At 61.4% G+C, this 26,599-nt stretch carries 25 protein-coding genes; 15 read left to right on the plus strand and 10 right to left on the minus strand.

Annotated elements, in window-relative coordinates; genetic code table 11:
- Nucleotides 1-408: 408 nt before the first annotated feature.
- The 6 genes from ACT8X9_RS00210 (at nucleotide 409) to ACT8X9_RS00235 (ending at nucleotide 8,369) form a co-directional block, all read left to right on the plus strand.
- The gene (locus tag ACT8X9_RS00210; RefSeq protein ID WP_444267722.1) at nucleotides 409-1,890 is read left to right on the plus strand and encodes a class I adenylate-forming enzyme family protein; all 1,482 of its coding nucleotides are present in this window, start codon (nucleotides 409-411) and stop codon (nucleotides 1,888-1,890) included.
- Nucleotides 1,891-2,024: 134 nt separating this feature from the next.
- Nucleotides 2,025-3,497: a class I adenylate-forming enzyme family protein gene (locus ACT8X9_RS00215; RefSeq protein WP_444267723.1), complete on the plus strand. Its 1,473-nt coding sequence runs from the start codon at nucleotides 2,025-2,027 to the stop codon at nucleotides 3,495-3,497.
- Between the two features lie 80 nt (nucleotides 3,498-3,577).
- Nucleotides 3,578-3,823 carry an acyl carrier protein gene (locus ACT8X9_RS00220; RefSeq protein WP_158402670.1) on the plus strand — a complete coding sequence of 82 codons (246 nt, stop codon included), beginning with the start codon at nucleotides 3,578-3,580 and terminating at the stop codon, nucleotides 3,821-3,823.
- Nucleotides 3,824-3,826: 3 nt separating this feature from the next.
- A complete protein-coding gene (locus tag ACT8X9_RS00225) occupies nucleotides 3,827-5,032 on the plus strand; it encodes a hypothetical protein (protein WP_444267724.1) in 1,206 nt (401 codons plus the stop codon).
- A 210-nt stretch (nucleotides 5,033-5,242) separates the two neighbouring features.
- On the plus strand, nucleotides 5,243-6,589 hold the full coding sequence (locus ACT8X9_RS00230; RefSeq protein WP_444267725.1) for a dicarboxylate/amino acid:cation symporter: 1,347 nt from the start codon (nucleotides 5,243-5,245) through the stop codon (nucleotides 6,587-6,589).
- A 229-nt stretch (nucleotides 6,590-6,818) separates the two neighbouring features.
- Nucleotides 6,819-8,369 carry an alkaline phosphatase gene (locus ACT8X9_RS00235; RefSeq protein ID WP_444267726.1) on the plus strand — a complete coding sequence of 517 codons (1,551 nt, stop codon included), beginning with the start codon at nucleotides 6,819-6,821 and terminating at the stop codon, nucleotides 8,367-8,369.
- Between the two features lie 73 nt (nucleotides 8,370-8,442).
- On the opposite strand, the gene ACT8X9_RS00240 is transcribed toward ACT8X9_RS00235, so the two are convergent.
- From ACT8X9_RS00240 to ACT8X9_RS00255, 4 genes are read right to left on the minus strand one after another with little or no spacing between them, the layout of a single operon-like run.
- Nucleotides 8,443-8,769 (minus strand): hypothetical protein, encoded by a 327-nt coding sequence (locus tag ACT8X9_RS00240; RefSeq protein WP_227621570.1) that lies wholly within the window; start codon nucleotides 8,767-8,769, stop codon nucleotides 8,443-8,445.
- Nucleotides 8,744-9,400 carry a hypothetical protein gene (locus tag ACT8X9_RS00245; RefSeq protein ID WP_444267727.1) on the minus strand — a complete coding sequence of 219 codons (657 nt, stop codon included), beginning with the start codon at nucleotides 9,398-9,400 and terminating at the stop codon, nucleotides 8,744-8,746. The genes ACT8X9_RS00240 and ACT8X9_RS00245 overlap by 26 nt, the downstream gene beginning before the upstream one ends.
- A 10-nt stretch (nucleotides 9,401-9,410) precedes the next feature.
- A complete protein-coding gene (locus ACT8X9_RS00250; RefSeq protein WP_227621572.1) occupies nucleotides 9,411-9,908 on the minus strand; it encodes a hypothetical protein in 498 nt (165 codons plus the stop codon).
- Entirely contained in the window at nucleotides 9,909-10,427 is a 519-nt protein-coding gene (locus ACT8X9_RS00255; protein WP_444267728.1) for an RNA polymerase sigma factor, read from the minus strand.
- 148 nt (nucleotides 10,428-10,575) lie between these two features.
- Here ACT8X9_RS00255 and ACT8X9_RS00260 point away from each other — a divergent pair, with 148 nt between their 5' ends.
- Complete coding sequence (locus ACT8X9_RS00260) at nucleotides 10,576-11,547, plus strand: biotin--[acetyl-CoA-carboxylase] ligase (RefSeq protein ID WP_444267729.1); 972 nt, start codon at nucleotides 10,576-10,578, stop codon at nucleotides 11,545-11,547.
- Nucleotides 11,548-11,627: 80 nt separating this feature from the next.
- Here the strand turns inward: ACT8X9_RS00260 and ACT8X9_RS00265 are convergent, their stop codons facing one another.
- The 4 genes from ACT8X9_RS00265 to ACT8X9_RS00280 form a co-directional block, all read right to left on the minus strand.
- Nucleotides 11,628-12,179 carry a chromate transporter gene (locus tag ACT8X9_RS00265; protein WP_444267730.1) on the minus strand — a complete coding sequence of 184 codons (552 nt, stop codon included), beginning with the start codon at nucleotides 12,177-12,179 and terminating at the stop codon, nucleotides 11,628-11,630.
- Nucleotides 12,166-12,768, minus strand: coding sequence for a chromate transporter (locus tag ACT8X9_RS00270; RefSeq protein WP_444267731.1), 603 nt, complete (start codon nucleotides 12,766-12,768; stop codon nucleotides 12,166-12,168). The genes ACT8X9_RS00265 and ACT8X9_RS00270 overlap by 14 nt, the downstream gene beginning before the upstream one ends.
- Before the next feature lie 102 nt (nucleotides 12,769-12,870).
- Entirely contained in the window at nucleotides 12,871-14,232 is a 1,362-nt protein-coding gene (locus ACT8X9_RS00275; RefSeq protein WP_444267732.1) for an MATE family efflux transporter, read from the minus strand.
- A 501-nt stretch (nucleotides 14,233-14,733) separates the two neighbouring features.
- The gene (locus ACT8X9_RS00280; protein WP_444267733.1) at nucleotides 14,734-15,261 is read right to left on the minus strand and encodes a YcxB family protein; all 528 of its coding nucleotides are present in this window, start codon (nucleotides 15,259-15,261) and stop codon (nucleotides 14,734-14,736) included.
- A 258-nt stretch (nucleotides 15,262-15,519) separates the two neighbouring features.
- Between ACT8X9_RS00280 and ACT8X9_RS00285 the strand changes: the two genes are divergently transcribed.
- From ACT8X9_RS00285 to ACT8X9_RS00310, 6 genes are all read left to right on the plus strand, one after another.
- Nucleotides 15,520-16,968 carry a histidine kinase gene (locus ACT8X9_RS00285; protein WP_444267734.1) on the plus strand — a complete coding sequence of 483 codons (1,449 nt, stop codon included), beginning with the start codon at nucleotides 15,520-15,522 and terminating at the stop codon, nucleotides 16,966-16,968.
- On the plus strand, nucleotides 16,943-17,779 hold the full coding sequence (locus ACT8X9_RS00290) for a response regulator transcription factor (protein WP_249234152.1): 837 nt from the start codon (nucleotides 16,943-16,945) through the stop codon (nucleotides 17,777-17,779). The genes ACT8X9_RS00285 and ACT8X9_RS00290 overlap by 26 nt, the downstream gene beginning before the upstream one ends.
- On the plus strand, nucleotides 17,776-18,786 hold the full coding sequence (locus ACT8X9_RS00295; RefSeq protein ID WP_444267735.1) for a TRAP transporter substrate-binding protein: 1,011 nt from the start codon (nucleotides 17,776-17,778) through the stop codon (nucleotides 18,784-18,786). The genes ACT8X9_RS00290 and ACT8X9_RS00295 overlap by 4 nt, the downstream gene beginning before the upstream one ends.
- Nucleotides 18,787-19,032: 246 nt before the next feature.
- Complete coding sequence (locus ACT8X9_RS00300; RefSeq protein ID WP_444267736.1) at nucleotides 19,033-20,118, plus strand: TRAP transporter substrate-binding protein; 1,086 nt, start codon at nucleotides 19,033-19,035, stop codon at nucleotides 20,116-20,118.
- A gap of 101 nt (nucleotides 20,119-20,219) precedes the next feature.
- Nucleotides 20,220-20,741 (plus strand): TRAP transporter small permease, encoded by a 522-nt coding sequence (locus ACT8X9_RS00305; RefSeq protein WP_412589106.1) that lies wholly within the window; start codon nucleotides 20,220-20,222, stop codon nucleotides 20,739-20,741.
- 1 nt (nucleotide 20,742) lies between these two features.
- On the plus strand, nucleotides 20,743-22,083 hold the full coding sequence (locus ACT8X9_RS00310) for a TRAP transporter large permease (RefSeq protein ID WP_412589107.1): 1,341 nt from the start codon (nucleotides 20,743-20,745) through the stop codon (nucleotides 22,081-22,083).
- Nucleotides 22,084-22,159: 76 nt separating this feature from the next.
- On the opposite strand, the gene ACT8X9_RS00315 is transcribed toward ACT8X9_RS00310, so the two are convergent.
- Nucleotides 22,160-22,990, minus strand: a complete 831-nt coding sequence (locus ACT8X9_RS00315; RefSeq protein WP_444267737.1) for a PfkB family carbohydrate kinase — start codon at nucleotides 22,988-22,990, stop codon at nucleotides 22,160-22,162.
- Nucleotides 22,991-23,161: 171 nt separating this feature from the next.
- Between ACT8X9_RS00315 and ACT8X9_RS00320 the strand changes: the two genes are divergently transcribed.
- Nucleotides 23,162-24,457, plus strand: coding sequence for an MATE family efflux transporter (locus ACT8X9_RS00320; protein ID WP_444267738.1), 1,296 nt, complete (start codon nucleotides 23,162-23,164; stop codon nucleotides 24,455-24,457).
- On the opposite strand, the gene ACT8X9_RS00325 is transcribed toward ACT8X9_RS00320, so the two are convergent.
- Nucleotides 24,450-25,295: a helix-turn-helix transcriptional regulator gene (locus tag ACT8X9_RS00325; protein ID WP_444267739.1), complete on the minus strand. Its 846-nt coding sequence runs from the start codon at nucleotides 25,293-25,295 to the stop codon at nucleotides 24,450-24,452. The genes ACT8X9_RS00320 and ACT8X9_RS00325 overlap by 8 nt on opposite strands.
- 131 nt (nucleotides 25,296-25,426) lie before the next feature.
- Between ACT8X9_RS00325 and ACT8X9_RS00330 the strand changes: the two genes are divergently transcribed.
- On the plus strand, nucleotides 25,427-26,542 hold the full coding sequence (locus ACT8X9_RS00330; protein ID WP_249234158.1) for an ABC transporter ATP-binding protein: 1,116 nt from the start codon (nucleotides 25,427-25,429) through the stop codon (nucleotides 26,540-26,542).
- Nucleotides 26,543-26,599 lie beyond the last annotated feature (57 nt).

The following is a 26,599-nucleotide window of genomic DNA, read 5'->3' on the forward strand; positions in this document are numbered from 1 at the left end:
TGTCCCGGAGGCCCTGAAAGGCCGTGTTTTGGGCGCGATAGATAAAAATATGAAGCCCGATGGGGAGCTTTTTTGCCAAATGATATAAACAGTATAATGCTTTTTGGGTCTTCTGTCAATTTGCAGGGGACGAAGCTTCCGGGCAAAGTTTCGTCCTGACGAAAAAAAGTGTATCACAGCTTTTGTCCCGTCGCAACAAAAGGAAGGATTTACATCCGGTTGCACAAGTTGAGCGCAAGTTTAAATTGCATATTTGTGCAATGAAATCTTGCGTTTGCGGCGCATATGCGGTATACTGTTGCCGAGAGGAATCGAACCAGAACTTTCCTCTGTCTGCCAGAAATGCGGAGATTCTGGAACGAAATGGTGCTGTTTATTTTTCTTGCGAACAAAAAAGGAGTAAGACCAATGGCTGAAGAGATCAAAGTCCCCGCAGGCGTATATGATATGGTGACCCGCTGCATGGAGCAGGAATTCCCCGACAATGTGGCGATCCGCTATGTGGCCGCCGACGGCAAGACCGTCGTGGAAAAGAAGTACCGCGAGTACGCGCAGGACATCCGCCGGATGACTGCCTACCTCAAGGCAGAAGTGCCCGGCATCAAGGGCCAGCGTGTTGCGCTGCTGAGCCGGAACAGCTACGAGTACTGTGTGGCATCCTTCGGCATCATCCTTGCAGGGGGCGTCCTCGTGACCCTCAACCAGAAAAAGACGTGGGAGGAGCTGGAATATGAGCTGGATCTTGTGGAACCGGCCCTCATCCTGAACGACGGCATCGACTACGGCTGCCGTGCCGAGCTGGAAGCCGCCTACGGCCCGAAGTGCCGTCCGATGGACTGCTATCGGGACACCGCCCCCGGTGAGCTGACCAACTGCATCGGCCACGATGACCTGATGATGCTGATGTTCACCTCCGGCACCACCGGCCGCAGCAAGGGCGTCATGCTCTCGGAGCGGAATATGTGCGCCAGCCTCTGCACCTACGGTGCCCGGGCCGAGAACTGGATCACGTCCCGTCTGCCGGAGGGTCAGAAGCTGCCGCTGAGCCACATGACGCTGCTGCCCCTCTTCCATATGGCCTGCTTCGTCTGCGTCATGTCCTACCCGCCCGCCGGCTGGGCACTGAACCTCTGCAGCGACATCCGCGACTTCTACCGCGACCTCGGCCTGATGCACAGCGACATCATGGCCTCGGCCCCCATGCTGGTGGAGACGGTCTACAACGACTTCAAGCGGGGCCGCGTCAGCCGCCTCAACGGCCTGTGGGACCTGTGCTGCTCCTCTGCGGCCCTCGACCCCAAGATGCTGCTGGAGCTGGCCCAGAACGGCTTCGTCATCAACCAGTGCTACGGCATGACCGAGACCTTCGGTGACGGCATCCTGAACTTCACCCAGACGGCCGACCACATGAGCGCCGTGGGCAAGCCCGACGACCACGTTCAGTATAAGCTGGACGAGACCGGCGAGATCTGCATCAAGGGCGACTGCGTGATGCTGGGCTACTACAAGGACCCCGAGGCCACGGCAGAGGTCATCGACGCCGACGGCTGGTTCCACACCGGCGACCTCGCCCGGGTGGACGAGGAGGGCTACTACTACATCACCGGCCGCAAGAAGAACCTCATCATCCTCGCCAGCGGCGAGAACGTCAGCCCCGAAGAGCTGGAAAAGAAGCTGGCCCTCTGCCCGGCCATTATCGAGTGCATCGTGAAGGAGAAGGGCCAGAAGATCTGTGCCGTCGTCTTCTGCCCTGAGGATAAGCAGGAAGAGGTCAAAGCCTTCGTCACCGAGGTGAACCGCACCCTGCCGCTCTATAAGCGCATCAGCGCGGTGGAATTCACCGCTGAGCCCCTGCCCCGCAACGCTCTGGGCAAGCTGCTGCGGAAGTAAACAATAAAACAGCGAAAAAGGACACGCCGCGTAGTTGCATTTCTCTGCCGAAACAGGTATTATTACGTTGAGGCAGAAAATGTCAGCTGCCGGCGTTTCGCTGCAATAAAGAAAAACAGCAAGGAGCGACAAAAATGATAAATACTGTATATGAGCTCATCACGGACGTCATGGCGAAGCAGTACCCCGACCGGGTGGCTTTCCGCTATGTGGCCGCCGATGGCAAGACTGTGGTGGAAAAGACCTACGCCCAGTATGTGCAGGACATCCGCAGGGCCGTTACTTATTTTAAGGAGAATATCCCCGACATCAAGGGCAAGCGTGTCGGCATCATGAGCCGCAACTGCTATGAGTACGGTGTCAACAGCTTCGGCGCGATCCTCGCCGGGGCCGTCGTCGTGACCATCAACCAGAAAAAGACCTGGCCCGAGCTGGAATATGAGCTGGGCCTTGTCGAGCCTTCCCTCATCGTCAACGACGGCATCGACTATGGCTGCCGCCCCGACATCGAGGCCGCCTACGGCGATAAACTCCGCCCGATGGACGCCTTCAAGGACAGCGCGCCTGCAGAGCTTGTTGACTGCGTGGGCCATGATGATTTGATGGTGCTGATGTTCACTTCCGGCACCACCGGCCGCAGCAAGGCCGTCATGCTCTCGGAGCGCAACTTTTTTACCACTGTGGAGTGCCAGGTCAAATTCGGCGACGCCATGCTGGGCTATAAGCACGAGCATATGCCCGAGGACAAAAACGACGTCCTGAGCAACTTCGCCATCCTGCCCCTGTTCCATCTGGGTACGTTCATCTGCCTCTTCGTTTGGGCCTGCAAGGGCTGGGCGCTGAACCTCTCCGCCGACATCCGCGACTTCTATCGCGACCTCGGCCTGATGCACAGCGATGCCATCGCTGTGGCTCCCATGCTGATGGAGGCCATCTACAAAGACGTCAAGCGGGGCCGCCGCGCCCGCCTGAACGGCATCTGGAACCCCTGCGGCTCCTCTGCCATGTTTGACGGCGCCATGCTGGCCGAGCTGGCACAGCAGGGCATGATGATCACTCAGGTGTACGGCATGACCGAGACCTGCGGCGACGGCATCATCAACTACGAGCAGGACGAAAAGCACATCCGCGCCGTGGGCAAGCCCGACGACCACGCCGAGTACAAGCTGGACGAGACGGGCGAAATTTGCATCCGCGGCGGCTGCGTCATGCTGGGTTATTACAAGGACCCCGAGGCCACCGCAGAAGTTCTCGACGCCGACGGCTGGTTCCACACCGGAGACCTGGCCCGTGTGGATGAGGACGGCTTCTATTACATCACCGGACGCAAGAAGAATATCATCATCCTCGACAACGGTGAGAACGTCAGCCCCGAAGAACTGGAAAATCTGCTGTCCAAGTGCGAGGCCGTCAAGGAATGCATCGTCAGGGAGAAGGGCAAGAAGATCTGTGCCGTCATCTACTGCGGCGAGGCCGACCAGCAGACCGTCCGCGACTTCATCACTGAGACCAACCGCACCCTGCCGCTCTACAAGCGGATGAGCGCCGTGGAGTTCAGCACTGAGCCTCTGCCCCGCACCGGCACCGGCAAGCTGCTGCGCAAGTAAGAATAAACCGGGCAGGCTGCGGAATACTGGAAAAGAGCCGCAGCCGCCTTTAATGGAACTACGAAAGGAAGATTCAAACTATGGAAAGAACCGAGATCGTGTCCCAGATCCTTGCAATTCTGGAAGATGTTGCGGAGATTTCCCCCGATGATGTGAACGAGAACAGCGTCCTCATGGATGACCTCGACCTGTCTTCGATGGAGATCCTGACCGTTGTGGCTGACCTTGAGGAGACCTTTGGCCTGCGCATCCCCGAAAAGGAGCTGCGCAACTTCGTCACCGTCAGCGATCTGGCCGACTATCTGGCTGCGCACGCGGGGGAATAAGGGATGGATGCCGAACAGCGCTCTGTTTTTCAGGGCATCGTCTACTACTACCGCGAAAACATGGTCAACTGCCGCTATCAGGTCACGCTGAAAGACGCCGTGGACGGTGCGCTTTTGCAGCAGGCTCTGGATGCGGCCCGAGCAAAGGCACCCTACTATTTCCAGAAGCCGGTGTGGGAGAAAAAGCTGCTCCACCTCGAACCGTCGGACGCCCCCTGCCCGGTGCGGCAGGGCAGTGCAAAACCCGAATTTCCGGACGAGAACGGCTTTACTGTTGCCCTGAGCTATGAGGGGAAAGTCGTCTGCTTTGACTGGTTCCACTTCATGGCCGATGGCCGGGGCATAGCACCCTTTATGACGATGGTGCTGCAGTTTTACTGCAACCTGCGGTACGGCACGGCCTTTGAGGGCCGTGCCCTCGTGACCGACCCTGCCTACGACATCGAGGACATCCTTGCAAAATATCCCGAGAGTCAGGTGGCCAACGATATGCAGCGCCCCGTGGTGCAGACCTTTGAAGAGACGCCCACCTGCTGCCGCGTCCGGCTGGAAAAGGCGGGGCTTGTGGACGCCGCCCTCCGCTGCGGCGTCAAGCCCTTCAGCGCCCTGACGGCTCTGCTCTGTAAGGCGGTGCGGGCGTATCTGGACAAGGACGAGGTGCTCTACAGCTACTCGACAGACGCCCGCGACGCGCTGGGTGCGCCGAACGCCCTCTACAACTGTGTGGCCTCCTTCCAGCGCAGACTCCCGCTGACAGCAGATGCCCCGCTGGCCGAGGTGGCCGTGGGTGTGGACACGGACCTGAAGGCGAACCTCGCCCCGGAGAAGAAGATCTTCCGCATCGCCGAGCAGATGGGCTGGGTCTACCGGGTCTACCAGCAGAAGGCCAGCCTCAGCATCAAGAAGCGCATCTTCCAGATGGGCGAATACATCAGCGGCTTTCCGGTCGACTTCTGGGTGAGCTATCTGGGCGACCCCTTCAGGCCGTCCAGCCCGGAGTTGACCCGGTACATCGAAGATTTCCAGACGTGGGTGCCCGCGGACGGCGCATCCATCGGTCTGGAAGCCACCAGCCTGCACGGGGTCATCACCCTCTGCATCAAGAACAAGGTGCCCCGCCCCGGCTTTGCCGAGGCCCTGCGCGCCGCTTTCGAGGCCGAAGGCATCCGGGTGCTGGAGGCCGTGGAGCTGGGGGAAGACCTTACATAAGAAACAACCTCTCCGTCACGCCGTAGGCGTGACGGAGAGGTTTTCTTTATCCTGAACGTAATTTTTACACTGATTTTTCATACGTCATACTTTTCCAAAAAAATCGCCTGAAAAGACGATTTTTCCCTTGCATCCAACAGTGTGTCGTGGTAAGATAGGCCGAATGCGACCGAAACACACTGGGAAACGGAAAAAAGTGAGGAAAATCGTATGGAAAAAAATAAAAACAGCGGCTCGCTCCTAGCGAAAAGGATGGCAGTATCTCTGGTCTGCGGCCTTGCGGCAGGCTTTGCCTTTATGATGCTGCGTGAGAAGCTCGTTGCTTCCGGCAACAGCGGCATCTGGCAGACCATCAACGACCTGCTCTTTCAGGACATCACCACCGAGGGCGCAGAACGTGCACTGGGCCTGTTCTATATCATTGGCCAGCTCTTCATCAAGGCACTGCAGCTGGTCATCATCCCGATGGTGTTCACCTCCATCGCGCTGGCCATCGGCAGCATCGCCGACACCCGCACCATGGGCCGCATCTCGGCCAAGACCCTCTTCTGGTTCCTGCTGTGCTCCTTTATGGCGCTGGCACTGGCCGGCTGCGTGGGCTATGCCACCTATTCCATGAGCCTGTTCAACACCCACATCGAGGGCCTGACCGAGGCCGCCGGCTCCACCGGCTCCAACCCCCTGAACGTGGTGCTGAACGTCATCCCCTCCAACATCGTCACGGCGTTCGGCAGCAACAACGCGGTGCTCTCCTCCGTCTTCCTCGCCGTGGCCGTGGGTCTGAGCATGAATGTGCTGGGTGAGAGCCGCACGGCCACCCTCCGCCGCCTGCTGGGCGAGGTGAACGATGTGGTGGTGGTCTTCCTCAACTTCGTGGTCACGACCTTCGCCCCCTTCGCTGTCTTCGTGCTGCTGACCCGCACCTTCGCCATCTACGGCATCGACTACCTCAAGCCTGCGCTGGTGTACGTGGTAGTCACGGTGGCTCTGCTCTTGGTCTTCCTGCTGGTGGCCTACCCTTTGGTGGTGGCGCTGGGCGCGAAGCAGAACCCCATCACCTTCATCAAAAAGATCGCCAATGTGGCCGTTTTTGGCTTCTCCACCTCCTCCAGCGCGGCGACCCTGCCCCTGAACATCAAGGTCTGCACCGAGGACTTCGGCGTCGATGAGTCCATCGCCTCCTTCGTCCTGCCGCTGGGCATGACCATCAACATGGACGGCACTGCCATCATGCAGGTGGTCGCCACCGTCTTTATCGCGGGCTGCGCCGGATACACCGTCACGCCCGCCCAGCTGGTCGTGGTGGCCCTGCTGGCTCTGCTGGCCTCGGTGGGCACCCCTGCCGCTCCCGGCGCAGGTGCCGTCATCCTCTTTACCATCCTGTCCGGCGCGGGCTTCGTCAACGACAGCGCCCTGCTGGCCTACTCCCTCATCCTTGCCATCAACCGCCCCATCGAGATGCTCGTCACCTCCCTGAACGTGGTGGGCGACGCAGTCGCCAGCATCTGTGTGGCCAAGAGCGAGGGCCTGCTGAACGAGGAAAAGTTCAACGCATAATTGACCTGTGATATACAAAAGCGCCTCTCCGGTAAAGCGGAGGGGCGCTTTTTGCTCCGGACAGTCCTCTTTTTTACACAAAGCCCCCAGCCGCCGCCGGGGTTTTACACCGATTTTGCGCCGGCATGGTTTCGGGCCGGGGGCGTGGGCGGTAAAATAAGGCCGTTCCCAAGGATCAAAAAAGAGAGAGCGAGCCTGTGAGGCTCATGGAAAGAGAGGACTTTCAGGTATGAAAGAGAATAAAATGTCCCGCCGCAGCTTTTTGAAGGCTGGTGCTTTTGCGTCTGCCGCCGGTATGCTGGCTGCTGCTCCCGCAGCCGCCCATGCCGCTGCACCCAACGTGGACAAGGCAGCAGAGGAGGAGAACGGCCTGCTGGGCATCTTCGGCGGCAAGCCCAAATATGTTTTCCTCTTCATCGGCGACGGCATGGGCACGGCCCAGATCCAGTCTGCCCGCTTCTACAAGGGCACGGTGGAGAACAACGGTGCCATTACCGAGGGCGAGCTGAGCTTCACCCAGTTCCCCGAGGTGGGCAGCGTGACCACCTATGACAGCACCTCCTTCTGCCCCGACTCCGCTTCCACTGCTACCTCCATCGCCACCGGCCACAAGACCGAGAGCGGCGTCATCAATATGTGTCCTTGGACCCGCGATGTGCCCTATGAGACCATCGCCGAGAAGCTCCATGCCCAGAAGAACTACAAGGTGGGCGTCGTCTCCTCCGTCAACATCGACCACGCCACCCCTGCTGCCTTCTACGCACACCAGAAGACCCGCAAGAACTACTACGCCATCGGCAAAGAGCTGGCCGCCTCCGGCTTCGAATACTTCGCAGGCGGTGAGTTCCAGAAGGTGAACGGCGACGGCACCGGCCCCAACAACCACGAGATCGCTGCCCAGAACGGCTACAACGTCGTCACCCGTCAGGCAGACGCCGCCGCCCTCAAGGCCGGTGCAGGCAAGACCCTCATCATCGCGGAGGCACTGGCCGACGGCAAGGCCATGAACTACTCCATGGATGCCGCCGCAGGCGAGTGGCAGCTGACCGACTACGTCAAAAAGGGCATCGAGCTGCTGGACAACAAGAAGGGCTTCTTCCTGATGACCGAGTCCGGCAAGATCGACTGGGCCTGCCACGCCAACGATGCTGCCGCCTCCATCCATGACGTTCTCGAGATGAGCAACGCCGTGCAGACTGCGGTGGACTTCTACAACGCCCACCCCAACGACACCCTTATCCTCGTCACCGCCGACCACGAGACCGGCGGCATGGCCATCGGCTACAAGACCACCAACTACGACACCTTCCTGACCAACCTCACCCACCAGAAGATGTCCTACGCCAAGTTCGACTCCACCTACGTCAAGGGCTACATCGCCAACAAGACCCCCTTTGAGGCTGCGATGGCCGACGTGAAGGCCAACTTCGGCCTGACCCTGCCCACCGACCCCGATGCCGCCAAGGCAGGCAAGCTGCTGCTGACCGACTACGAGGTGGAGAACCTGCGCAAGGCCTACGAGCGGACGCTGGCCGTCGGTTCTTCCTCTCAGAAGGAGATGAGCCAGCAGGATTATGAGCTGTACGGCACCTACATCCCCTTCAGCATGGCCGTCTGCCACACCATCAACCACAAATCCGGCATGGACCACACCACCTATGCCCACACCGGCGCTTCCGTCAACATCTATGCGCTGGGCGTCGGCGCGGAGAAGTTCCGCGGCGTCTTTGACAACACCGAGATCTACCACAAGCTGGCTGAGCTGACCGGCGTGCAGTAAGCCCCTCTCTTCAAACGAAAAAAGCCTGTGCAGACCCTCCCGGGGCGGGAGAGCTGCACAGGCTTTCTTGTATTCACAGGTGGATCGTGTAGCCGCGGCCCAGCATCTGGGCCAGCAGCATGAGGGTCGAGATGCCGAAGCACCCGCCCATCAGCAGCAGGCAGAGCACCACCGAGCCGAAGTCACACCGGCACGCGCCGGGCCGGGCCGAGTAGTAGAGCACCTCACACCCCAGCAGGATGAGTCCCGCCGCCGGAAGTACCTGCCAGATGACCAGCCACGGCAGGCCGGGCAGGAAGCGGGCCAGCAGGAAGAGCACGCCCGCCGCGATGAGGCAGACGCCCAGCGTCAGGGTGCCCACCCGGCGCAGGGGCTTATTCGTCGTGTTCTGTTCCATCATCCGTCACCTCATTTTCGTTTACCACAGGAGAGGAGAGCAGAGGGGCCTTTTCCTGCTCGTCGGCGTGATACTCGCAGAAATCGGCATCCTCGGGGACATCCTTGGAAGCATCCGGCTTTTTGGCCGGATGGGGGCCTTTCACCAGCCAGACGCCGCAGACGATGAGGACCACACAGACCACCACATCCGGCAGGCTGGCCATGACGAGATAGAGGGCGCGGAAAACGGGGGAGGAGTGGCCCCAGCGGTAGACGAGGTCGCCGAGAATGTTCATGATGAGGCTCTGGTAGGCGATGAGGGCACCGAAGGCGATGAGCGCCCAGCCCACCAGCTTGTGGCTGTCCAGCAGAGCCCGGGCCAGCCGTCTGTCGCGGGGGTCGAAGTGGATGAGGTAGTCGTCCTCCGGCGCGGTGTCCGCGAGGATCTGCGCCCGGAGGTTGAAGGTGTCAAAGAAGCTGTACATCCACACCACCACAAGCAGGAGCAGTACCGGGTTGAGCAGTGAGCTCACCATCCCGATGCAGCAGGCTGTAAGGATGAGGGAGAGGCCCCGCTTCATATAGCCCTGATACATCTGGCCTGCGCCGGGGACGAAGGCGCAGCAGAAGGTCAAAAATCCATTTTTCAGCATAACGGTCTCCTTACTTGATGTTTTCAGCCGCGTTCAGCAGGCTTTCCAGCGCAGAAGAAACGCGGGTGTAGAAGTTCTCTCCGGGGCGGGAGTCCACCGGCCTGCCCAGCTTCTCCGGCAGGAGCTTCGGGGGCTGCTTTTCCGGCAGAGTGACCTGAACGGCGGGCAGGAGGGCCTGCAGGTCGCGGCTGTGGTCGGTGACGAAGGTCAGCGCACCGGTGCGCCAGATGGTCAGCGCCAGCACAGCGGCGACGCCCGCCACCGCAGCCCGGCCGCAGGTGCTCTGCATCAGCCGCACCCAGATGGTGCCCATCACCGTCCGGCGGACGCTGCGGGGCGGGTCGGAGAGGGCGTCCGCAGTCAGCAGTGCAGTGTAGCGGTCGGTGCATTTGTCGCAGTAGGCGAGATGTTCGGCGGCTTCCAGCCGCCCCAGCTCATCCAGCTGTCCGGCGATGAGGGCGTGCAGCCCTTCGTCGCTCAGACAGCCGTCTTTCCGGAACGATTCCATTTAAATGCCCTCCTTTCCGGCTGCGCTCAGCTGCGCGGCCAGCATCTTTTTGGCCCGGTAGACCTGCGCCTCCACGGTTTTCTGGGGCCTGCCGCAGAGCCGGGCGGCTTCGGCGGCGGTGTGCTGCTCCAGCAGCACGAGGCGGCAGGGCGTCTTATAGGGTTCCCGCAGGCCGAGGATGCGCTGGGTCAGCTCTTCCTCACCCAGCGCTTCCAGCAGCTGCGTTTCCGGCTCGCTGCCGGGCGGTGCGCCCTCCAGCGCAAGGACAGCGTCGCCGGGGGTGTTCATCCGGCGCGCCCATGCGCTGCGCAGGTAGTCCTTCGCTTTGTTGGAGGCGATGCGGGCCAGCCACTGCTTCTCGTACCCGACAGGACGGCGGCTCATGTTCCGCCACGCGGCGAGGAAGGTCTCCTGCGTCAGGTCCTGCGCATCGCCCTCGTCCGGCACCAGCTGGTGGCAGATGGTGTAGACGAGGGACTGGTACTTCTGCACCAGCCGGTCAAATTCCAGTGTGTTCAAGGGCTGCGCTCCGCCTCCTTTCTGCCCTGCGTTTCAAGCGCTCTGTCTATCCATACGAGACAGCGGGGCAAAAACCTGCAAAATCGTGGGAAAATTTTTGAAAATGTGGTAGAATGCTCTTATTACACACCAAAAAGGAGGAGATCCGATGGCCTCTACCACAAAACAGGCCCTCTTGGCGGCCCTTTCCGCCGCGCAGGGCGAGTGCATCTCGGGCCAGCAGCTGGCCCGGCAGCTGGGCGTGAGCCGCGCCGCCGTCCACAAGGCCGCCGCCGCGCTGGCGGCGCAGGGCTATGCGCTGGAAGCTGCCCCCCGGCGGGGCTATCGGCTGGCGGGGGGCGACCCCTTCTGTGCCGAGGCGGTGGGGGAGTATGACGCGCCCATCTTCCTCTACAACACGCTGGAAAGCTCCAACCGCACCGCCAAGACGCTGGCCCTTGAGGGTGCGCCTCATGGCACGATGGTGCTTGCCGGCCAGCAGACGGCGGGCCGGGGACGGCTGGGGCGGCGGTTTGAAAGCCCGGCGGGAAAGGGGGTCTATCTCTCGCTGGTGCTGCGGCCCAGCCTGCCCATGACCGAGGCGCAGGCCGTCACCGTCAGCGCGGCGGTGGCTGTCTGCCGGGCCGTGAAGAAGCTCTGCGGGCTGGAGCTGGGCATCAAGTGGGTCAACGACCTTTACTACAACGGCAAAAAGGTCTGCGGCATCCTGACCGAGGCCGGGGCCGACCTTGAGAGCGGCCAGCTGGAGTGGCTGGTGGCGGGCATCGGCCTCAACCTCACCTCCCGCCCGGAGGACTGGCCCGAGGAGCTGCGGCCCATCGCAGGCAGCCTCTATCCCGGCGGGCCTGCGCCGGTGAGCCGGGCCGCGCTGGCGGGAGAGATCGCCCGCCAGCTGCTGGCCCTCTGCCCGGACTTCGACTGTCTGGACGAGTACCGCGCCCGGTGCTTTGTGCCCGGCCACTGGGTGACGGTCTGCGCCGGCGGCGAGAGCTACGCCGCAAGGGCGGTGGCTATCGACGACGCCGGGCGGCTCATCGTGGAGCGGGAGGCAGGCCGCACCGAGGCTCTCTGCCACGGCGAGGTGAGCATAAGACCGTCGCCGCTGGCGATAAAAAAATAAACCTCTCCGTCATCGCTGACGCGATGCCGCCTCCCCTCGGTAGGGGAGCTGTCGAGCGAAGCGAGACTGAGAGGTTGGAGTCAGAACACCCCGAAGCACACCAGCCCCAGCGCAGCCGCGATGCCGATGACCTTCGGCACACTGAGCTTGAATTTCTGAAGCAGGACGAAGCAGAGGATGCCGATGCAGAGGCCCGACAGGCTGATGCCGCCTGCCTCGGTGAGGTAGGACTGGCGGCACAGGCTCACCAGCACGCCCAGCACCATGCCGATGCAGATGGGCTTGACGATGCGCATGATGTAGCTCATGACCTTGCTGGTGCGGAATTTCTGGAAGAAGACTGCCGCCAGCAGGGTCAGGGTCAGGGTGGGGCTGAGGACGCCCAGCACGGCAAAGATGCCGCCCAGCATCCCGGCTGTCTTTGTGCCTGCAAAGGTGGCGGCGTTGACGCCCAGCGAGCCGGGGGTCATCTCAGCGATGGCGATGAGGTTCGTCAGGTCGGCGTCGGTCATCCAGCCGTGGGAGGACATCTCATCCATGATGAGGGGGATCATGGAGGTGCCGCCGAAGCTGGTGAAGCCGATCTTTGCGAAGGCGATAAAGAGCTGGATGAGGGTCTCAGCTGCGGCCATGTTCGCTCACCCCCATCCAGACCAGTGCGATGACCACACCGGCGATCACCAGCGTCAGGTTGCTGATGGACGTAAAATAGCAGAGCACGAAGGCCGCCGCGCAGATCATGATGGCCGCCGCGCTGCGCAGGGCGTCTTTGCCGAGAGAGATGGCCGCGCCGCCGATGATGGGGGCCACGGCGCACTGGACGCCCCGGAGGGCCGACCAGACCCAGTAGTTGTCCTTGATGGCATCGTAGATGGCCGTCACGACGGTGAGGGTGATGACGGCAGGGATGCACAGGCCGACGGCTGCGCAGACACCGCCCAAAGCCCCGGCCATCTGGTAGCCGAAGAGCATGGTGATGTTCACCACCATGATGCCGGGCAGGCTCTTGCCCACGGCGATGAGTTCCAGCAGGTCGCTCTTGGTCATCCAGCCCCGCTTGTCCACAAATTCCTGCTCCATCTGGGCAACGATGCTCCATCCGCTGCCGAAGGTGAAGGCACCGATCTTGATGAAAGAAAGAAGGATCCGCAGGGCCATCTGTGCACCGGCGGGGCGCTGCTGTGCGGTTTCTGTTTTAACTGCCTGTTTCACTGCTTGCATGAGTCCTCCTGCGATATGAGATCTGTGTTTTTTCTGCCTATAAAGGATACCACAGACGGCCCCAAAAGACGAATGGAAAAATAGAATGGAAGGTGATGCCAGTCAGGAATGGTCGTAGGTCATCCAGCTGCCTTTCCATGCGTAGAGGACCATCAGCACCGCGCCCAGTGCCCACGACACCGGGTAGAGGACGAACACACCCTCGATGCCCGAAAAGAAGGGAAGGACGAACTGGATCCATACCACCCGGAACAGGCACAGCGAGACCAGCAGTACCACCATCGGGGGGACGCTGCGGCCCGTGCCGCGCACGGCACCTGCCATGCCGTGGAGGATGGACAGCAGGAAGTAGAAGGGGCAGAAATAGTGCATGGCGATGCACCCGAAGGAGACCACCGTCTCGTCGGAGGTGAACAGGTGCATGATGGGGCTTTGGAACGCCAGCAGCAGGGTACCGGTGCAGAGAGTGTAGAGCACGCCCATGGCCAGCGTGACCCATGTGCCCTTCTTCACCCGCTTGAGGTTGCCGGCACCGTAGTTCTGGCCCACGAAGGTGGTGGCCGCCATGCTGAAGCTGGTGACGGGCAGGATGTTGAAGCCGTCGATCTTCATGTAGGCGGCAAAGCCCGCCATGGCGGCGGCACCGTAGCTGTTGACGCTGGACTGGACCAGCACGTTCGAGAAGGAGATGACCATGTTCTGGATGCCGGTGGGCAGGCCGATGCGGATGATGCGGGAGGTCATCCGCTTGTCGGGACGGACGGAGGAAAGCTCCACTTTATAGTCTGCGTCCACCTTCATCAGGAAGCGGAGGCTCAGCACGCAGGAGACGAGCTGGCTGATGTCGGTGGCGATGGCTGCGCCCGCCACGCCCATCTTCAGCCCGGCGATGAACACGAGGTCGAGGATGATGTTGGTGATGGAGGCGCAGGCAAGGTAGAGGACCGAGCGCCGGGAGTTGCCCGCCGCGTTGAGGATGCCTGCCGCCATATTATAGATGACGCTGAACAGCACGCCGCCGAAGTAGAGCTTCATGTAGGTGACGGCATCGCCTAGCACCTCGTCGGGGGTGTTCATCCAGACCAGCAGGGTTCGGCTGACCGCGATGCCGCCCACCGTGAGGATGAGGCCGAGGATGGCCGCGATGGCCAGCGAGGTGTGGACGGCGATGCGGGTCTCCTTTTTGTCCTTCGCGCCGAGGTACTGGCTCACCACGACGCCTGCACCCACGGCCACGCCCTGACTGAAGCCGATGAGCAGGTAGATGGGCGAGCCGCTGGAGCCTACTGCGGCCAGCGCATTGCTGCCCAGAAAGTTGCCGACGATGATGGAGTCGGCGGTGTTGTAGAGCTGCTGGAGCAGGTTGCCAAGGATGAGCGGCACCGAGAAGAGCAGGATACTCTTCCAGATGCTGCCCTCGGTCATGAGCAGGGTCTTTTTCTGCTGCTGTGCCGTATCGGTCATAGTTCTTCCCTCCCTCAAAAACAAGGTTCCCAGAGATATTGCACAATAAAACTAACAATACCTCGTTCCGTGCCGAATGTCAAGCAGAGCGGAAAAGAAAGCTTTCCGGTTTTCCACATCTTGTTTGCAGATTGTTCAAAACTACCACAAAGAAACTCCATTTTTATCCGGTACAATAAGGGTGCAGTCGGGAAGACAGAAACGTGAGTCCCCCATCTCCGGCTTTTGAGCTTCCCACGATGCCATGCAGGCAAGATTCATGCGCAGGCCCCCGCAGCGGGTGCTGCGCCCCTAAAAAACACTGTCCCCCAGCCAATGCGAGGCAACAGCCACGGCGGCGGACAGACTACCAACAACCTCCTAACAGCCGCAAATGCTTAGGAGTTCTCATACACAGGCAGCGCCGCTTTCTCCTCCTTTCCACGGCGCTGTCTGTTTTTGTTTTGCAGACTGAGAGGTCAAACAATAAAAACCGCCCTGAAAAGGGCGGTTTTTTACGTTTTATCGCAGGTCGCGCAGGCGTTCTGCCGGGAGGGAGGATCGCAGCAGGCTCCACGCGGCGTCGAGGCTGTCGTTGAGCAGGTAGGCCTGCGTCTGCTGGACGTAGAGATAGATGGCGTTCGGTGTGCGGTAGGCGAGGTGGAGGTCATGCCACGGATAGCTCCGGGTCGGCTCGGGCTTGTCCTGCTCGCCTGCCATCCAGACCGAAAGCCCTGCATCGTCCAGCGTCAGCCGATAGAAGGGGCGGGGAAGGCCCATCTTTTTGATCTGAAGGCGCAGAGAGTGGAAGAAGGTCCAGAAGTAGACGGCGGGCACGCCCAGAGCCACGACGGAAAGCACCACCGTGAGCAGGGCCGCGCCGTCTTTCTGCCCCACCTGCGAGAGGCAGACCCCGGCAGATGCCAGCAGGATGGCCGTGAAGGCCAGAGGGCGGTGCCACGCCTTGCGGTGGCGCAGCAGGTCGAAGGCGGCGAAATCGTGGAAGGATGCAGCGTCCATCTGGACGGAAACAGAGATCGGCTGAGACATAAAATATCCTCCTTTTTGGTCATAGTACCATATTGTTTTCCAACAATCAAGGATGATATTGCGCAGATGCCCTAAAATGTGCTAAAATAGGACGAAAAAGAAAATGGATCAAGGCTCCGCCCGGGCGGCAGAAAGGCCGGAGCGGGTGGAATAATACCAAGTGAGGAGGGCGGATGCGTGGGGCGCAGGATGACCCTGAAGGGGCAGATCAGCCTTTGCCTGGCGGCGTTTTTTCTGGCGTTGGCAGGGCAGATATTCTTGAGCTTTTACCAGTCCGGCACCGTGCTGCGGGAGCTGGACGACCAGATGGGCAACTTCAACGCCATCAGCCGCTTCCAGAACGGCGTGGAGCAGAGCCTTTCGGCAATGGAGAACTACCGCTGGGAGTACGGCGACGCCAAGGCGCTGACCGAGGAACTGAACCGGGCCTTTTCTGTCACCAACGCGTGGCTCTGGCGCATTCAGGGCGACATTGGCACCGTCAGCGAGGAGCAGTATCTGCTCTACAACGCCGTCTCCACCACCTACGGCAGCTACACCGCGCTGGTGGGCCAGCTGGAAGAGGCGGTGGCCTCCGGCGAGGACGCGCAGGCTGCCCAGCTCTACTATAATAAGATCGTCCCCTGCGGAGGCTATCTGCGTCAATACACCCAGCAGCTGCTCAACAGGGCCATCGCCGACGCACAGAGCACCTACACCACCGTGTCAGCCCTCAGCGACCGAGTCAAGTGGGCGCAGACCGTCGTGGTGGCCCTCTGCCTCGCGCTGGGCTGCGTCATGGCGCTTTCGGTCATCCACCTGCTGACCCCGGTGCAGCAGCTGATCGGTGCCTCCCGGGAGGTCACCCGGGGCGTGTTCGACTCGCCCGACCTGCCTGTGCCCCATCAGCCCGAGATGGCCCAGCTCACCGAAGCGTTCAATCACATGAAGCACTCGATGGCCGAGCAGGTGACTACCCTGCGGGAGAAGAACGAGATGGAGCGGGAGCTTCACCGCCAGAAGACGGAGGCGCTGGAGCTGCAGAACCGGATGGAGCGCAGCCGCCTGCAGCAGCTGCGCAGCCAGATCGACCCCCACTTCCTCTTCAACACCCTGAACGTGATCCTGCAGACCGCCGGACAGGAAAAAGCCTACCGCACGCAGGCCCTCATCACAGCGCTGTCCCACCTGCTGCGCTACAGCCTCATGAGCAACGACGAGCAGGTGCCGCTGGCCCGGGAGGTGCGCATCGTGGACGAATACTACTCCATCTATCATGTCCGCTTCGGCGACCGGGTGAAGATGGTGTGGCGCATCTCCGACTCCCTCGACTTGACGGAGACGATGGTGCCCTCCTTTATCTTGCAGCCCATCGTGGAGAACGCCTTCAAGCACGGCATCTCGCCCAAGGAAGAGGGCGGCGTGGTGCGCATCCGCATCAACCCGCTGCGGGAGAAGGGGCTGCTCTATATCAGCGTCTGCGACAACGGCGTGGGCATCCAGCCTCAGCAGCTGGCCCAGCTGAAAGCCGCGCTGGCCCGACCCGGTGAGCGCTGGGAGCACATCGGCGTCTACAATGTGGCCGCGCGCCTGCGGCTTCTGGACAAACGAGGGCGGCTGGTCATCCGCTCTCACCCCGGCCGGGGCACGGCCATCAGTATGTATCTGCCCTTAGTAGAACTTTTGGAGGAGGAATTGGACGATGATCCGGCTGTTGATCGCGGATGATGAAAAACTGGAACGGGAGGCGCTTGCAGAACTCGTCCAGCGCCGCTTTGAGCGGGAGGTGGTCTTGGAGATGGCCGAGAACGGCCGCAAGGCTGCCGACACGGCGGTGCTGTGGAACGCAGACCTCATCCTCATGGACATCGAGATGCCGGGGATGAGCGGCCTTGACGCAGCCCGCGCTGTGCTGGCCCAGCGGCCCTCCTGCCGGGTCATCTTTGTGACGGCCTACAGCCTGTTCCAGTACGCCCACGAGGCGGTGCATCTGGGGGCCTGCGACTACCTGCTCAAGCCGGTGGACCCCGATGAGCTGGAGGCCTCGGTGCGCCGGGCCATCCGGCAGATCCAGACCGAGCGGAAGCTGGAGGAGCTGGCCGCGGCCCAGCCTCAGCCCCAGCCGGAACCGCCTGCGGCCGGAGAGGAGGCTGAAGAGTCCCCCGAGGAGGGCGAGAACAGTCAGGCGGCTCTCATCATGGCCCATGTCCGCCGTTACCTCGAGGACAACTATATGTTCGACCTGTCGCTGGACAGCGTGGGTGAGATCCTGCACATCAGCCCGGCGTACCTGTCGGCCCAGTTCAAGAAGTATCAGAAGATGAACTTCCTCGACTGCCTCACCGAGCTGCGCATCAACGCAGCCAAAGAGCTGCTGACCGACCCCTTCCGCTCCTCGGCAGAGGTGGCGTCGATGGTGGGCTACGAGGACGCCAGCTACTTCGCCCGGGCGTTCAAGAAGCGCACCGGCATGACCCCCACCCAGTACCGCCGTCAGGCGGGGCAGAAAGCGAAGTCCGACCCGGAGGCCGAGCTTTGAACGGGCGGAGGATCTCCCGCCGCAGTGTGCTGGCGCTGGCCGCCTGCACGGCACTGGGCGCTGTGGGCTGCGGCAGAGCCGAGGAATATACCGGCCCGGAGCTTATCCTGCGCTACGCCGAGAACCAGCCCGAGGATTACCCCACCACGCAGGCCGCGCTGGCCTTCGCCGACCTTGTGGCCCAGCGGACGGAGGGGAGGGTCAAGGTCGTCGTCTACAGCGGAGGCGGGCTGGGGGCCGAGCAGAGCGTCATCGAGCAGATGCAGTATGGCGGCATTGACTTTGCCCGCGTCTCCCTGAGCCAGCTGGCGGAGCAGCTGCCCACCCTGAGCGTTTTGCAGCTGCCTTTCCTCTACACCGACGCCCCTCAGATGTGGCGGGTGCTGGACGGTGAGATCGGGGATGGGTTCCTCTCCAGCCTCGGCGCGATGGACCTTGTAGGGCTGTCGTGGTTCGACGCCGGGGTCCGCAGCTTCTACACCCGCGAAAAGGTGGAGACGCTGGCAGACCTCGTGGGGCTGACCCTCCGGGTGCAGGAGTCGGATCTGATGAGCGAGATGATACAGGACCTCGGCGCACAGCCTGTGCAGGTGGTCTACAGCCGGGTGTATGCGGCCCTCCACAACGCCGAGATCGACGGCGCAGAGAACAACTGGCCCAGCTATGAGGCTATGGGCCACTACGAGGTCGCACCGTATTTTTTAGAGGATGAGCACACCCGTGTGCCCGAATTGCAGCTGGCCAGCGAGGCCGCGATGGAAAAGCTGGCAAAGCTGGACGAGAGCTTCCCCGACATCGTCCGCACCTGCGGGAAGGAGAGCGCCCTGACCGAACGCCGCCTCTGGGCCGAGCGGGAGGCCAGCGCCGAGGCCCATATGCGGGCATGGGGCGTGGAGGTGACGACCCTTTCCGCCGCCGAGAAAGCCCGCTTCCGGGCGGCAGTGGAGCCGCTGTATGCGCGCTTCGGGGAGCAGAGCGGCCTCCTCCAGCGCATCCGGGAAAGCTGAGAAAAGGATACGAATATCACATTGTATTCATCTGGTTGGGCGATATGCTGAAGAAACCACACTGCTGATTGTAGAAGATGCACAAAAGTGTTTCTCACATTTTTTTGAAAAACAGGACATTTTTCAAAACCCCTTGCTCTGGCTTAAAATTTTTGCTAAAGTGTGTATAGTAAATGAACGGACGGCGTGCGACCCGTGCAGAGTGCGCCGACGTGCAAGAGGAAATTTTTTAGGAGGACAATTATCATGAAGAAGATCTCTCGTCGCAGCTTTCTGGCAGCAGCAGGCGTTTCTGCCGCTGCTCTGGCACTGACCGCCTGCGGTGGCTCCAAGAGCACCGCAACCTCTACCGCTACTTCCACTGCTGCTTCCACCGCCCCCGCTGGCGATGCTGCAGCTGCTGCTTCCGACCCCAAGGTGACTCTGGTCTACGCCGAGGTCAACCCGCTGGATACCATCGTTGGCCAGACCGCTACCCACTTCAAGGAGAAGGTCGAAGAGCTGACCGGCGGCTCCGTCGTCATCGATGTGCAGGCTTCCGGTGTTCTGGGTTCTGAGAACGACGTTCTGGACGCCATCCTCGGCGGCTCCACCTCCATCGATATGAGCCGTATCTCTGCTTTCGCACTGACCAGCTACGGCTGCAACAAGTCCAAGCTGCTGTCCATCCCCTTCACCTTCGAGAACCGCGCTCACTTCTGGAACTTCGCCAACAGCGAGCTGGCACCTGAGTTCCTGAACGAGCCTCAGGAGCTGGGCCTGCCCGTCCGTGGTATCTTCTACGGCGAAGAGGGCTTCCGTCACTTCTTCACGGTCAAGCCCGTGTCCGGCATCGCTGACTTCAAGGGCCTGAAGCTGCGCGTGTCCAACGACCCCGTCATGAACGGCATGGTCGAGGGTCTGGGCGCTAACCCCACCGTCGTCTCCTTCGGTGAGCTGTACAGCGCACTGCAGACCGGCGTTGTCGATGGCGCTGAGCAGCCTATCGCAAACTACAAGTCCAACGCTTTCCCCGAGGTCGCAAACAACCTGATCCTCGACGGCCACACTCTGGGCGCTATCCAGGCTGTCATCACCGACAACGCTTGGGCTAAGCTGACCGAGAACCAGCAGGCTGCCATCATGGAGGCCGGTGCTGATACGCAGGCCTTCAACGCTGACCTGTCCGAGAGCGCTGAGAACAAGGTCCTCGACGAGCTGAAGTCCTCTGGCTGCAACGTCGTCGATGTCCCCGATAAGGCTCCTTGGCAGGAGGCTTGCGCTAAGGTCATCAGCGAGAACACCTCGGATCAGGCTGAGCTGTACCAGAAGCTGCTGGATATGAAGGGCTGATAACAGCGCCTTTGTCCTGAAGTAGTACATAAGCCCGGCGGGGGACTACGGGATACGCCCGCAGACCCGCCGGGTTTTTTATAGAGTATGGAGGAGATCCTATGCCGAAAATCTTTACCACTCTGGATAAGATCAAGCCGGCGTACGACATCACCTACAAAGTGGTCCTGTTTATCTGCAAGCTGCTGCTGATCGCAGATATTCTCATCACCACCATGTCGGTCATCGGTCGTTACGTCCCATTCATCCCGGATCCCGCATGGACCGAAGAGGTCGTCCTGACCTGCATGAGCTATATGGCCGTGCTGAGTGCGGCTCTGGCCATCCGCCGCGGCGCACACATCCGGATGACCGCATTTGACGTCTATCTGCCCAAGATCGCCGTCAAGGTGCTGGACATCCTCGCGGATCTGGCAGTCTGCGTCCTCGGCATCATCATGATGGTGGTGGGCTGGAACTACGCCACCACGCTGGGCGGCCGCGGCTTCTATGTCTCGATGCCTTGGCTGAGCCGTTTCTGGATGTACTTCCCGGTGCCTCTGGCCGGTGTCGCCATGATCATCTTCGAGATCGAGGCGCTGTACAACCATGTCAAGAGCTTTTTTGTAAAGGAGGAGAACTAATATGACAGTCCAGACACTGGCGATCGTTGTCCTTCTTGTCAGCTTCTTTGTCATGATCTTCCTGCGTTTCCCCATTGCATACGCCGTTGGCCTGTCCAGCGTGCTCTGCCTGATGGTGCAGGGTCAGGCGCTGACCGATGTCTGCCGTCTGATGGTCAAGGGCATCTCGTCCTTCAGCCTGATGGCCGTCCCCTTCTTCATCACCATGGGCGTCCTCATGGGCAGCGGCGGCATCTCCGAAAAGCTGATCGCGCTGGCTGACGCCTGCGTCGGCTGGATGCGCGGCGGCATGGCAATGGTCAACATCGTTGCTTCCTACTTCTTCGGCGGCATCTCCGGTTCTGCTTCTGCAGATACCGCTTCCATCGGCTCTATCATGATCCCCATGATGGTCGATCAGGGCTATGACGCCGACTTCTCCACCGCTGTCACCATCACCTCCTCCTGCGAGGGCCTGCTGGTCCCCCCGAGCCATAACATGGTCATCTACGCCACCACCGCTGGCGGCATCTCCGTGGGCAGCCTCTTCCTCGCCGGCTACCTGCCCGGCGCTCTGCTGGCCATCGTCCTGATGGTCGGCTCCTACATCATCTCCGTCAAGGAGAATTACCCCAAGGGCTCTCCCTTCACCATCAAAGGCTTCATCAAGCAGCTGGGCACCTCCATCTGGGCACTGGCCGCAGTCGTCATCGTCGTCTTCGGCGTTGTCGGCGGCGTCTTTACCGCCACCGAGTCCGCTGCTATCGCCGTTATCTACTCTCTGCTGGTCTCCGTCTTTGTTTACAAGGGCCTTGACTGGAAGGGCGTCTGGTACGCTCTGGACGAGTGCGTCAACACCCTGTCCATCGTCCTGATCCTGATCGCCACCTCTGCAGTGTTCGGCAACTGCCTGACCATGCTGCACGTGCCTGATCTGGCCGCAAACGCCATCACCAGCGTCACCAGCAACCCCTACATCATCGCACTGCTCATCGACCTCATCATTCTGGTGCTGGGCTGCATCATGGATATGGCTCCCATCATCCTGATCGCTACCCCCATCCTGCTGCCCATTGCCACCTCCATCGGCATCGACCCCATCCAGTTCGGTATCATCATGGTCCTGAACTGCGGCATCGGCCTGCTGACCCCCCCTGTCGGCTCTGTCCTGTTCATCGGCTCTGCTGTGGCAAAGCGCCCCATGGAGAAGGTCGTCAAGGCTACCCTGCCGTTCTATCTGTGCATGTTCATCGCCCTGCTGCTCCTGACCTATGTGCCCGACATCAGCCTTGCGATCCCCAAGCTGCTGGGCGGCTACGTCAGCCCCATCGCCAATCCCCTTGGCCCGGTGTTCATCCACTGATAAGCTGATCTGCTCATCCTCCTCCGGATGGTAAAAGGAAAGCCCCCGCCTGTCACAAGGCGGGGGCTTTCCTGCGTCACAGCAGGGTCTGAAGGGCGGCTGCACTGTATTTCATGAGCTTTTTCAGGGCGGCGTCCTGCGCGTCGAGCCGGAACAGCAGCCGCGCAGCCAGCTCCTCGGGCGGGGCCGAAAGGCCGGGCCAGAAGGCGTGTGCCGCCCGGGTGAAGGCGTGGACACCCTCGGCGGTCTGGAGCAGGACCAGCTGGACGTGCCCCCGCAGCAGGAAGAACAGCCCCACCTGATAGGCCCGGGTGTCCAGCAGAAGCTCCATCTCGTCCTCGGTGAGGACCAGCAGGTCTGCAAAAGGGAGGAACTGTAGCACCGTGTCCCGCAGGGTCTTTTCGCTGGGCCAGAGGGCCGGACGGAGGGCTGGGACGAAGCAGACCGGCACACCGGAGGCGTGGGCCGTGTCCAGTGCAGAGAGGTGGGTGTAGCGGCAGGGGCTGTCCACGAGGCAGGCGCTGGAAAGGGCCAGTGCTCCGGCGTCTGCGGCCCAGCCCTCTCCCAGCTGCCCGGCAGAGTAGAGCAGGTCGGCCGAGCGGGTGCGGCAGGGCAGCGCCCCGCCGCTGCCCCGGAAGAGGAGAGGCGTGGGGGCGCGGGAGGTGAAGCAGAGGCGGCGGACATCCACGCCGGCGTCGGCCAGAGCGTCTGCAATGCGGTGCCCGAAGGCATCCTCCCCCAGCTGGCCCAGAAGGGCAGCTCTGCCGCCCAGCGCCGCATAGGCCAGCGCCAGCGCGGCGGCACTGCCGCCCACCCGGGGCCGGAACGCCTCCGCCGACGAGAGCGGGGCAGGGCTTTCCAGCTCGAGCCACGCCTCGCCGAGACAATATAAGGTGCTGCCCGACATGATGCGCCCTCCTTTCAGTGCAGTTTCAAAAACAAACTACAGTATACACCCATCCGGGCATTTGTGCAAATGGAGCGCTTGACACCTTTGGTCGGATTGTGATAGACTGACCCAATATGGCAGTATATCCAAAGCTGCAACGACAAAAATGTGATATTTGACGAGGAGAACATGAGCCTTACCAGACAGTATTTCAAATACGTCAGCCAGAACATTTTCGGTCTTCTGGGCACATCCTGCTACATTCTGGCGGACACCTATTTCATCTCGCAGGCGGCGGGCACCGACGGCGTCGCCCTGCTCAACCTCTGCCTGCCCATCTACAACTTCATCTTTGCCATCGGCTCGATGCTGGGCCTCGGCGCGGCCACCCGCTACGCCATCCTCCGGGCGCAGGGGGACGAGCGCGCGGTGCGCTATTTCACCAACGCCCTGCTCTGGGCGTTGGTGTTCGCCCTGCCCTTCATGCTGGCGGGAGTCTTCTGCCCCGAGGTACTGCTGCGGCTCATGGGCGGCGACTGTGAGATCATCGCGCTCGGTGTGGGGTACGCCCGCATCTTCCTGCTGTTTACCCCTTTCTTTATGTGCAACTACATCGTCGCATCCTTCGTCCGCAACGACGGCGACCCCTCGCTGGCGATGGTAGCGACGCTGTGCGGCAGTCTCTTCAATGTGGTGTTCGACTATATCTTCATGTTCCCCATGGGCCTCGGCCTGCCCGGCGCGGCGCTGGCAACGGCGGTGTCGCCGGTGCTGAGCATCCTCATTTGCAGCCGCCACTTTCTCAAGAAGGAAAACACCATCCGCTTCGTGCGGCAGCTGCCCTCGCCGAGGCTTCTGGCCCAGAGCTGCCAGCTGGGCGTGTCAGGCTTCGTGGGGGAGATGTCCTCGGGCGTGACCACCACCGTCTTCAACCTGCTGCTCCTCCGTCTGGCGGGCAATGTGGCCGTGGCGGCCTACGGCGTCGTGGCGAATTACGCGCTGGTGGCGACGGCCATCTTCAACGGCGTGGCACAGGGCGCACAGCCGCTGGTGAGCCGGTGCTACGGCAAAAACGATGCCGCCGGAGCGCACAAGCTCCTGCTGCTGGGCAGCGGGACCGCTCTTGCACTGGCGGCGGCATTGTATGTTGTTCTCTTCGGGTTCACCGGCCCCATCGTCGCCGTCTTCAACAGCGAGAACTCGGCCCTCATGGCAGAGTATGCCTTCCGAGGGATGCGCATCTACTTCCTCGGCTACTTCTTCGCGGGCTTCAACATCGTGGCCGCAGGCTATCTGGGCGCGGTAGACCGCCCCGCAGAGGCCTCTGCCACCTCGCTGTCCCGGGGCGTCGCGGCCATCGTGGCCTGCTCGCTGGTGCTGAGCGCCCTCTTCGGAATGAACGGCGTCTGGGCTGCATTCCCGGCCTCGGAGGCCATCACGGCCTGCCTGACCCTCTTTCTGCTGAAGCGGAAGCCTGTTAAATAAACAATTCCTGTTCCAGCCGCTGCTGCTCGGGCGAAAGCTCGGGCAGGGCGCTCCGACCGGCCATCGCCCGCCACTGTGTGGGGGATTGGCCGGTCGTTTTTTTAAAGACGCGGCAGAGATAGTTCGCCCCCGAAAAGCCGCAGAGGCTGGCGATGACGTCCAGCGTGTACTCCCGGTGGAGCAGGAGCCGCATGGCGGCCTCGATGCGGACACTGGTGAGATACCGCCCCGGCGAGACGCCCAGCGCCGCCGTGAAAGCCCGGACGAGGTGGCTCTTGGAGACGCCCAGACGCTCGCTCAGCTCCTCTACGCCGTAAAGCCCGGCGTAGTTCCTGCGGATGTCCTCGATGGCCGCAGCCACCAGCGGGGGCAGGGCCGGGGCGGCGCTGTCGGCGTCTGAAAGCTCACACAGTAGGGCAAAGGCCAGCTGGCTCCGCACCCGCTCGGAAGCGTCCTGCTCCTCGGCGAGGCGTCCCATCAGCTCTGCCGCCGCCGGGCAGGTCTCGCCCCGGGCGAGGAAGGGCATCTCAGACAGCCCCCCGAGGAACTGCTCTGCCGCCTGCCCCGTAAGCTGGACGCAGAGCAGGTGGCACTCGTTTTCCGGCGCGAGGGTCAGAGGCCCCCGGCTCAGCACGAGATGGCCCGCTGCCGCGCTCTGGGGCGGTAGCAGGAGGGCAGAGCCGCCGGGCGCTGCCCCCGTTTCCGACAGGGAGACGACGCATTTTCCGCTGGAAATGAGACAGACCCAAAGCCCTTCGCCCCGCAGGGTCAGGGGCGTTTCCGGCTGGACATCCTCCACGACGCCGAGGGCGGCGGTGGTGCTGGGGGCGTAAATCAATATCTGACACCTCGAATCAATAAAATGCTATTTCATATCACAAAATAATCTGCTATTATAATAGCAATGAAACGGCTCATCGTCAAGCGTGAGCCTTTGAGTGAAACAACATCAATGGAGGAAAATGCGTTATGGCTTCGATCAGCTGCCAGCATATCTACAAGATCTACCCCGGTGCTACTGCTCCTTCTGTCACCGATTTCAACCTCGAGATTCAGGACAAGGAGTTCATCATCTTTGTCGGCCCCTCTGGCTGCGGTAAGTCCACCACCCTGCGCATGATCGCCGGTCTGGAGGAGATCTCCAAGGGCGAGATGTACATCGGCGGCCGCCTCATCAACGACGTCCCCCCGAAAGACCGCGACATCGCCATGGTCTTCCAGAGCTACGCTCTGTACCCCCACATGACCGTCTATAAGAACATCGCTTTCGGTCTGGAGCTGCGCAAGACCCCGAAGGACGAGATCGACCGCCGCGTCCATGAGGCTGCCAAGATCCTTGAGATCGAGCACCTGCTGGACCGCAAGCCCAAGGCTCTGTCCGGCGGCCAGCGCCAGCGTGTCGCTCTGGGCCGCGCAATGGTTCGTAACCCGGCTGTCTTCCTGCTGGACGAGCCTCTGTCCAACCTGGATGCAAAGCTGCGTACCTCCATGCGTACCGAGATCATCAAGCTGCACAAGAAGCTGGCTACCACCTTCATTTACGTCACCCACGACCAGACCGAGGCTATGACCATGGGCGACCGCATCGTCGTCATGAAGGACGGCATCATCCAGCAGGTCGATACCCCGCAGAACCTGTATGATATGCCCTGCAATATGTTCGTTGCAGGCTTCATCGGCAGCCCCCAGATGAACTTCCTCGATGGTACTGTCATCAAGAAGGGCGATCAGTACGGCATCGATCTGGGCGGCGACGTCATCCCTCTGCCCAAGGAGAAGACCGCTGACGGCAAGCTGGATTCCTACGTCGGCAAGAAGGTCAAGATGGGCATCCGTCCCGAGGACATCGACGACGAGCCGGAGTTTATGGCAAAGCACACCGACTGCCAGCTGGATGCTCAGGTCGATGTCTCTGAGATGATGGGCGCTGAGATCTACCTGTACCTCGAGTACAAGGGCAACAAGATGACCGCCCGCGTCGCTCCCACCTCCAAGGCACGCAACGGAGACAAGGTCCGCGTTGCCTTCGATCCCCACAAGGTCCATCTCTTCGACGTCGAGACCGAGCAGACCGTCCTGAACTGATCGTCTAAGATCATTTTTGATCCTCCTATCATAAGAAAGACCGCCGGGCATCAAAAA

This window comes from Faecalibacterium sp., from assembly GCF_052358865.1.
GTDB classification, from domain to species: domain Bacteria; phylum Bacillota; class Clostridia; order Oscillospirales; family Ruminococcaceae; genus Faecalibacterium; species Faecalibacterium butyricigenerans.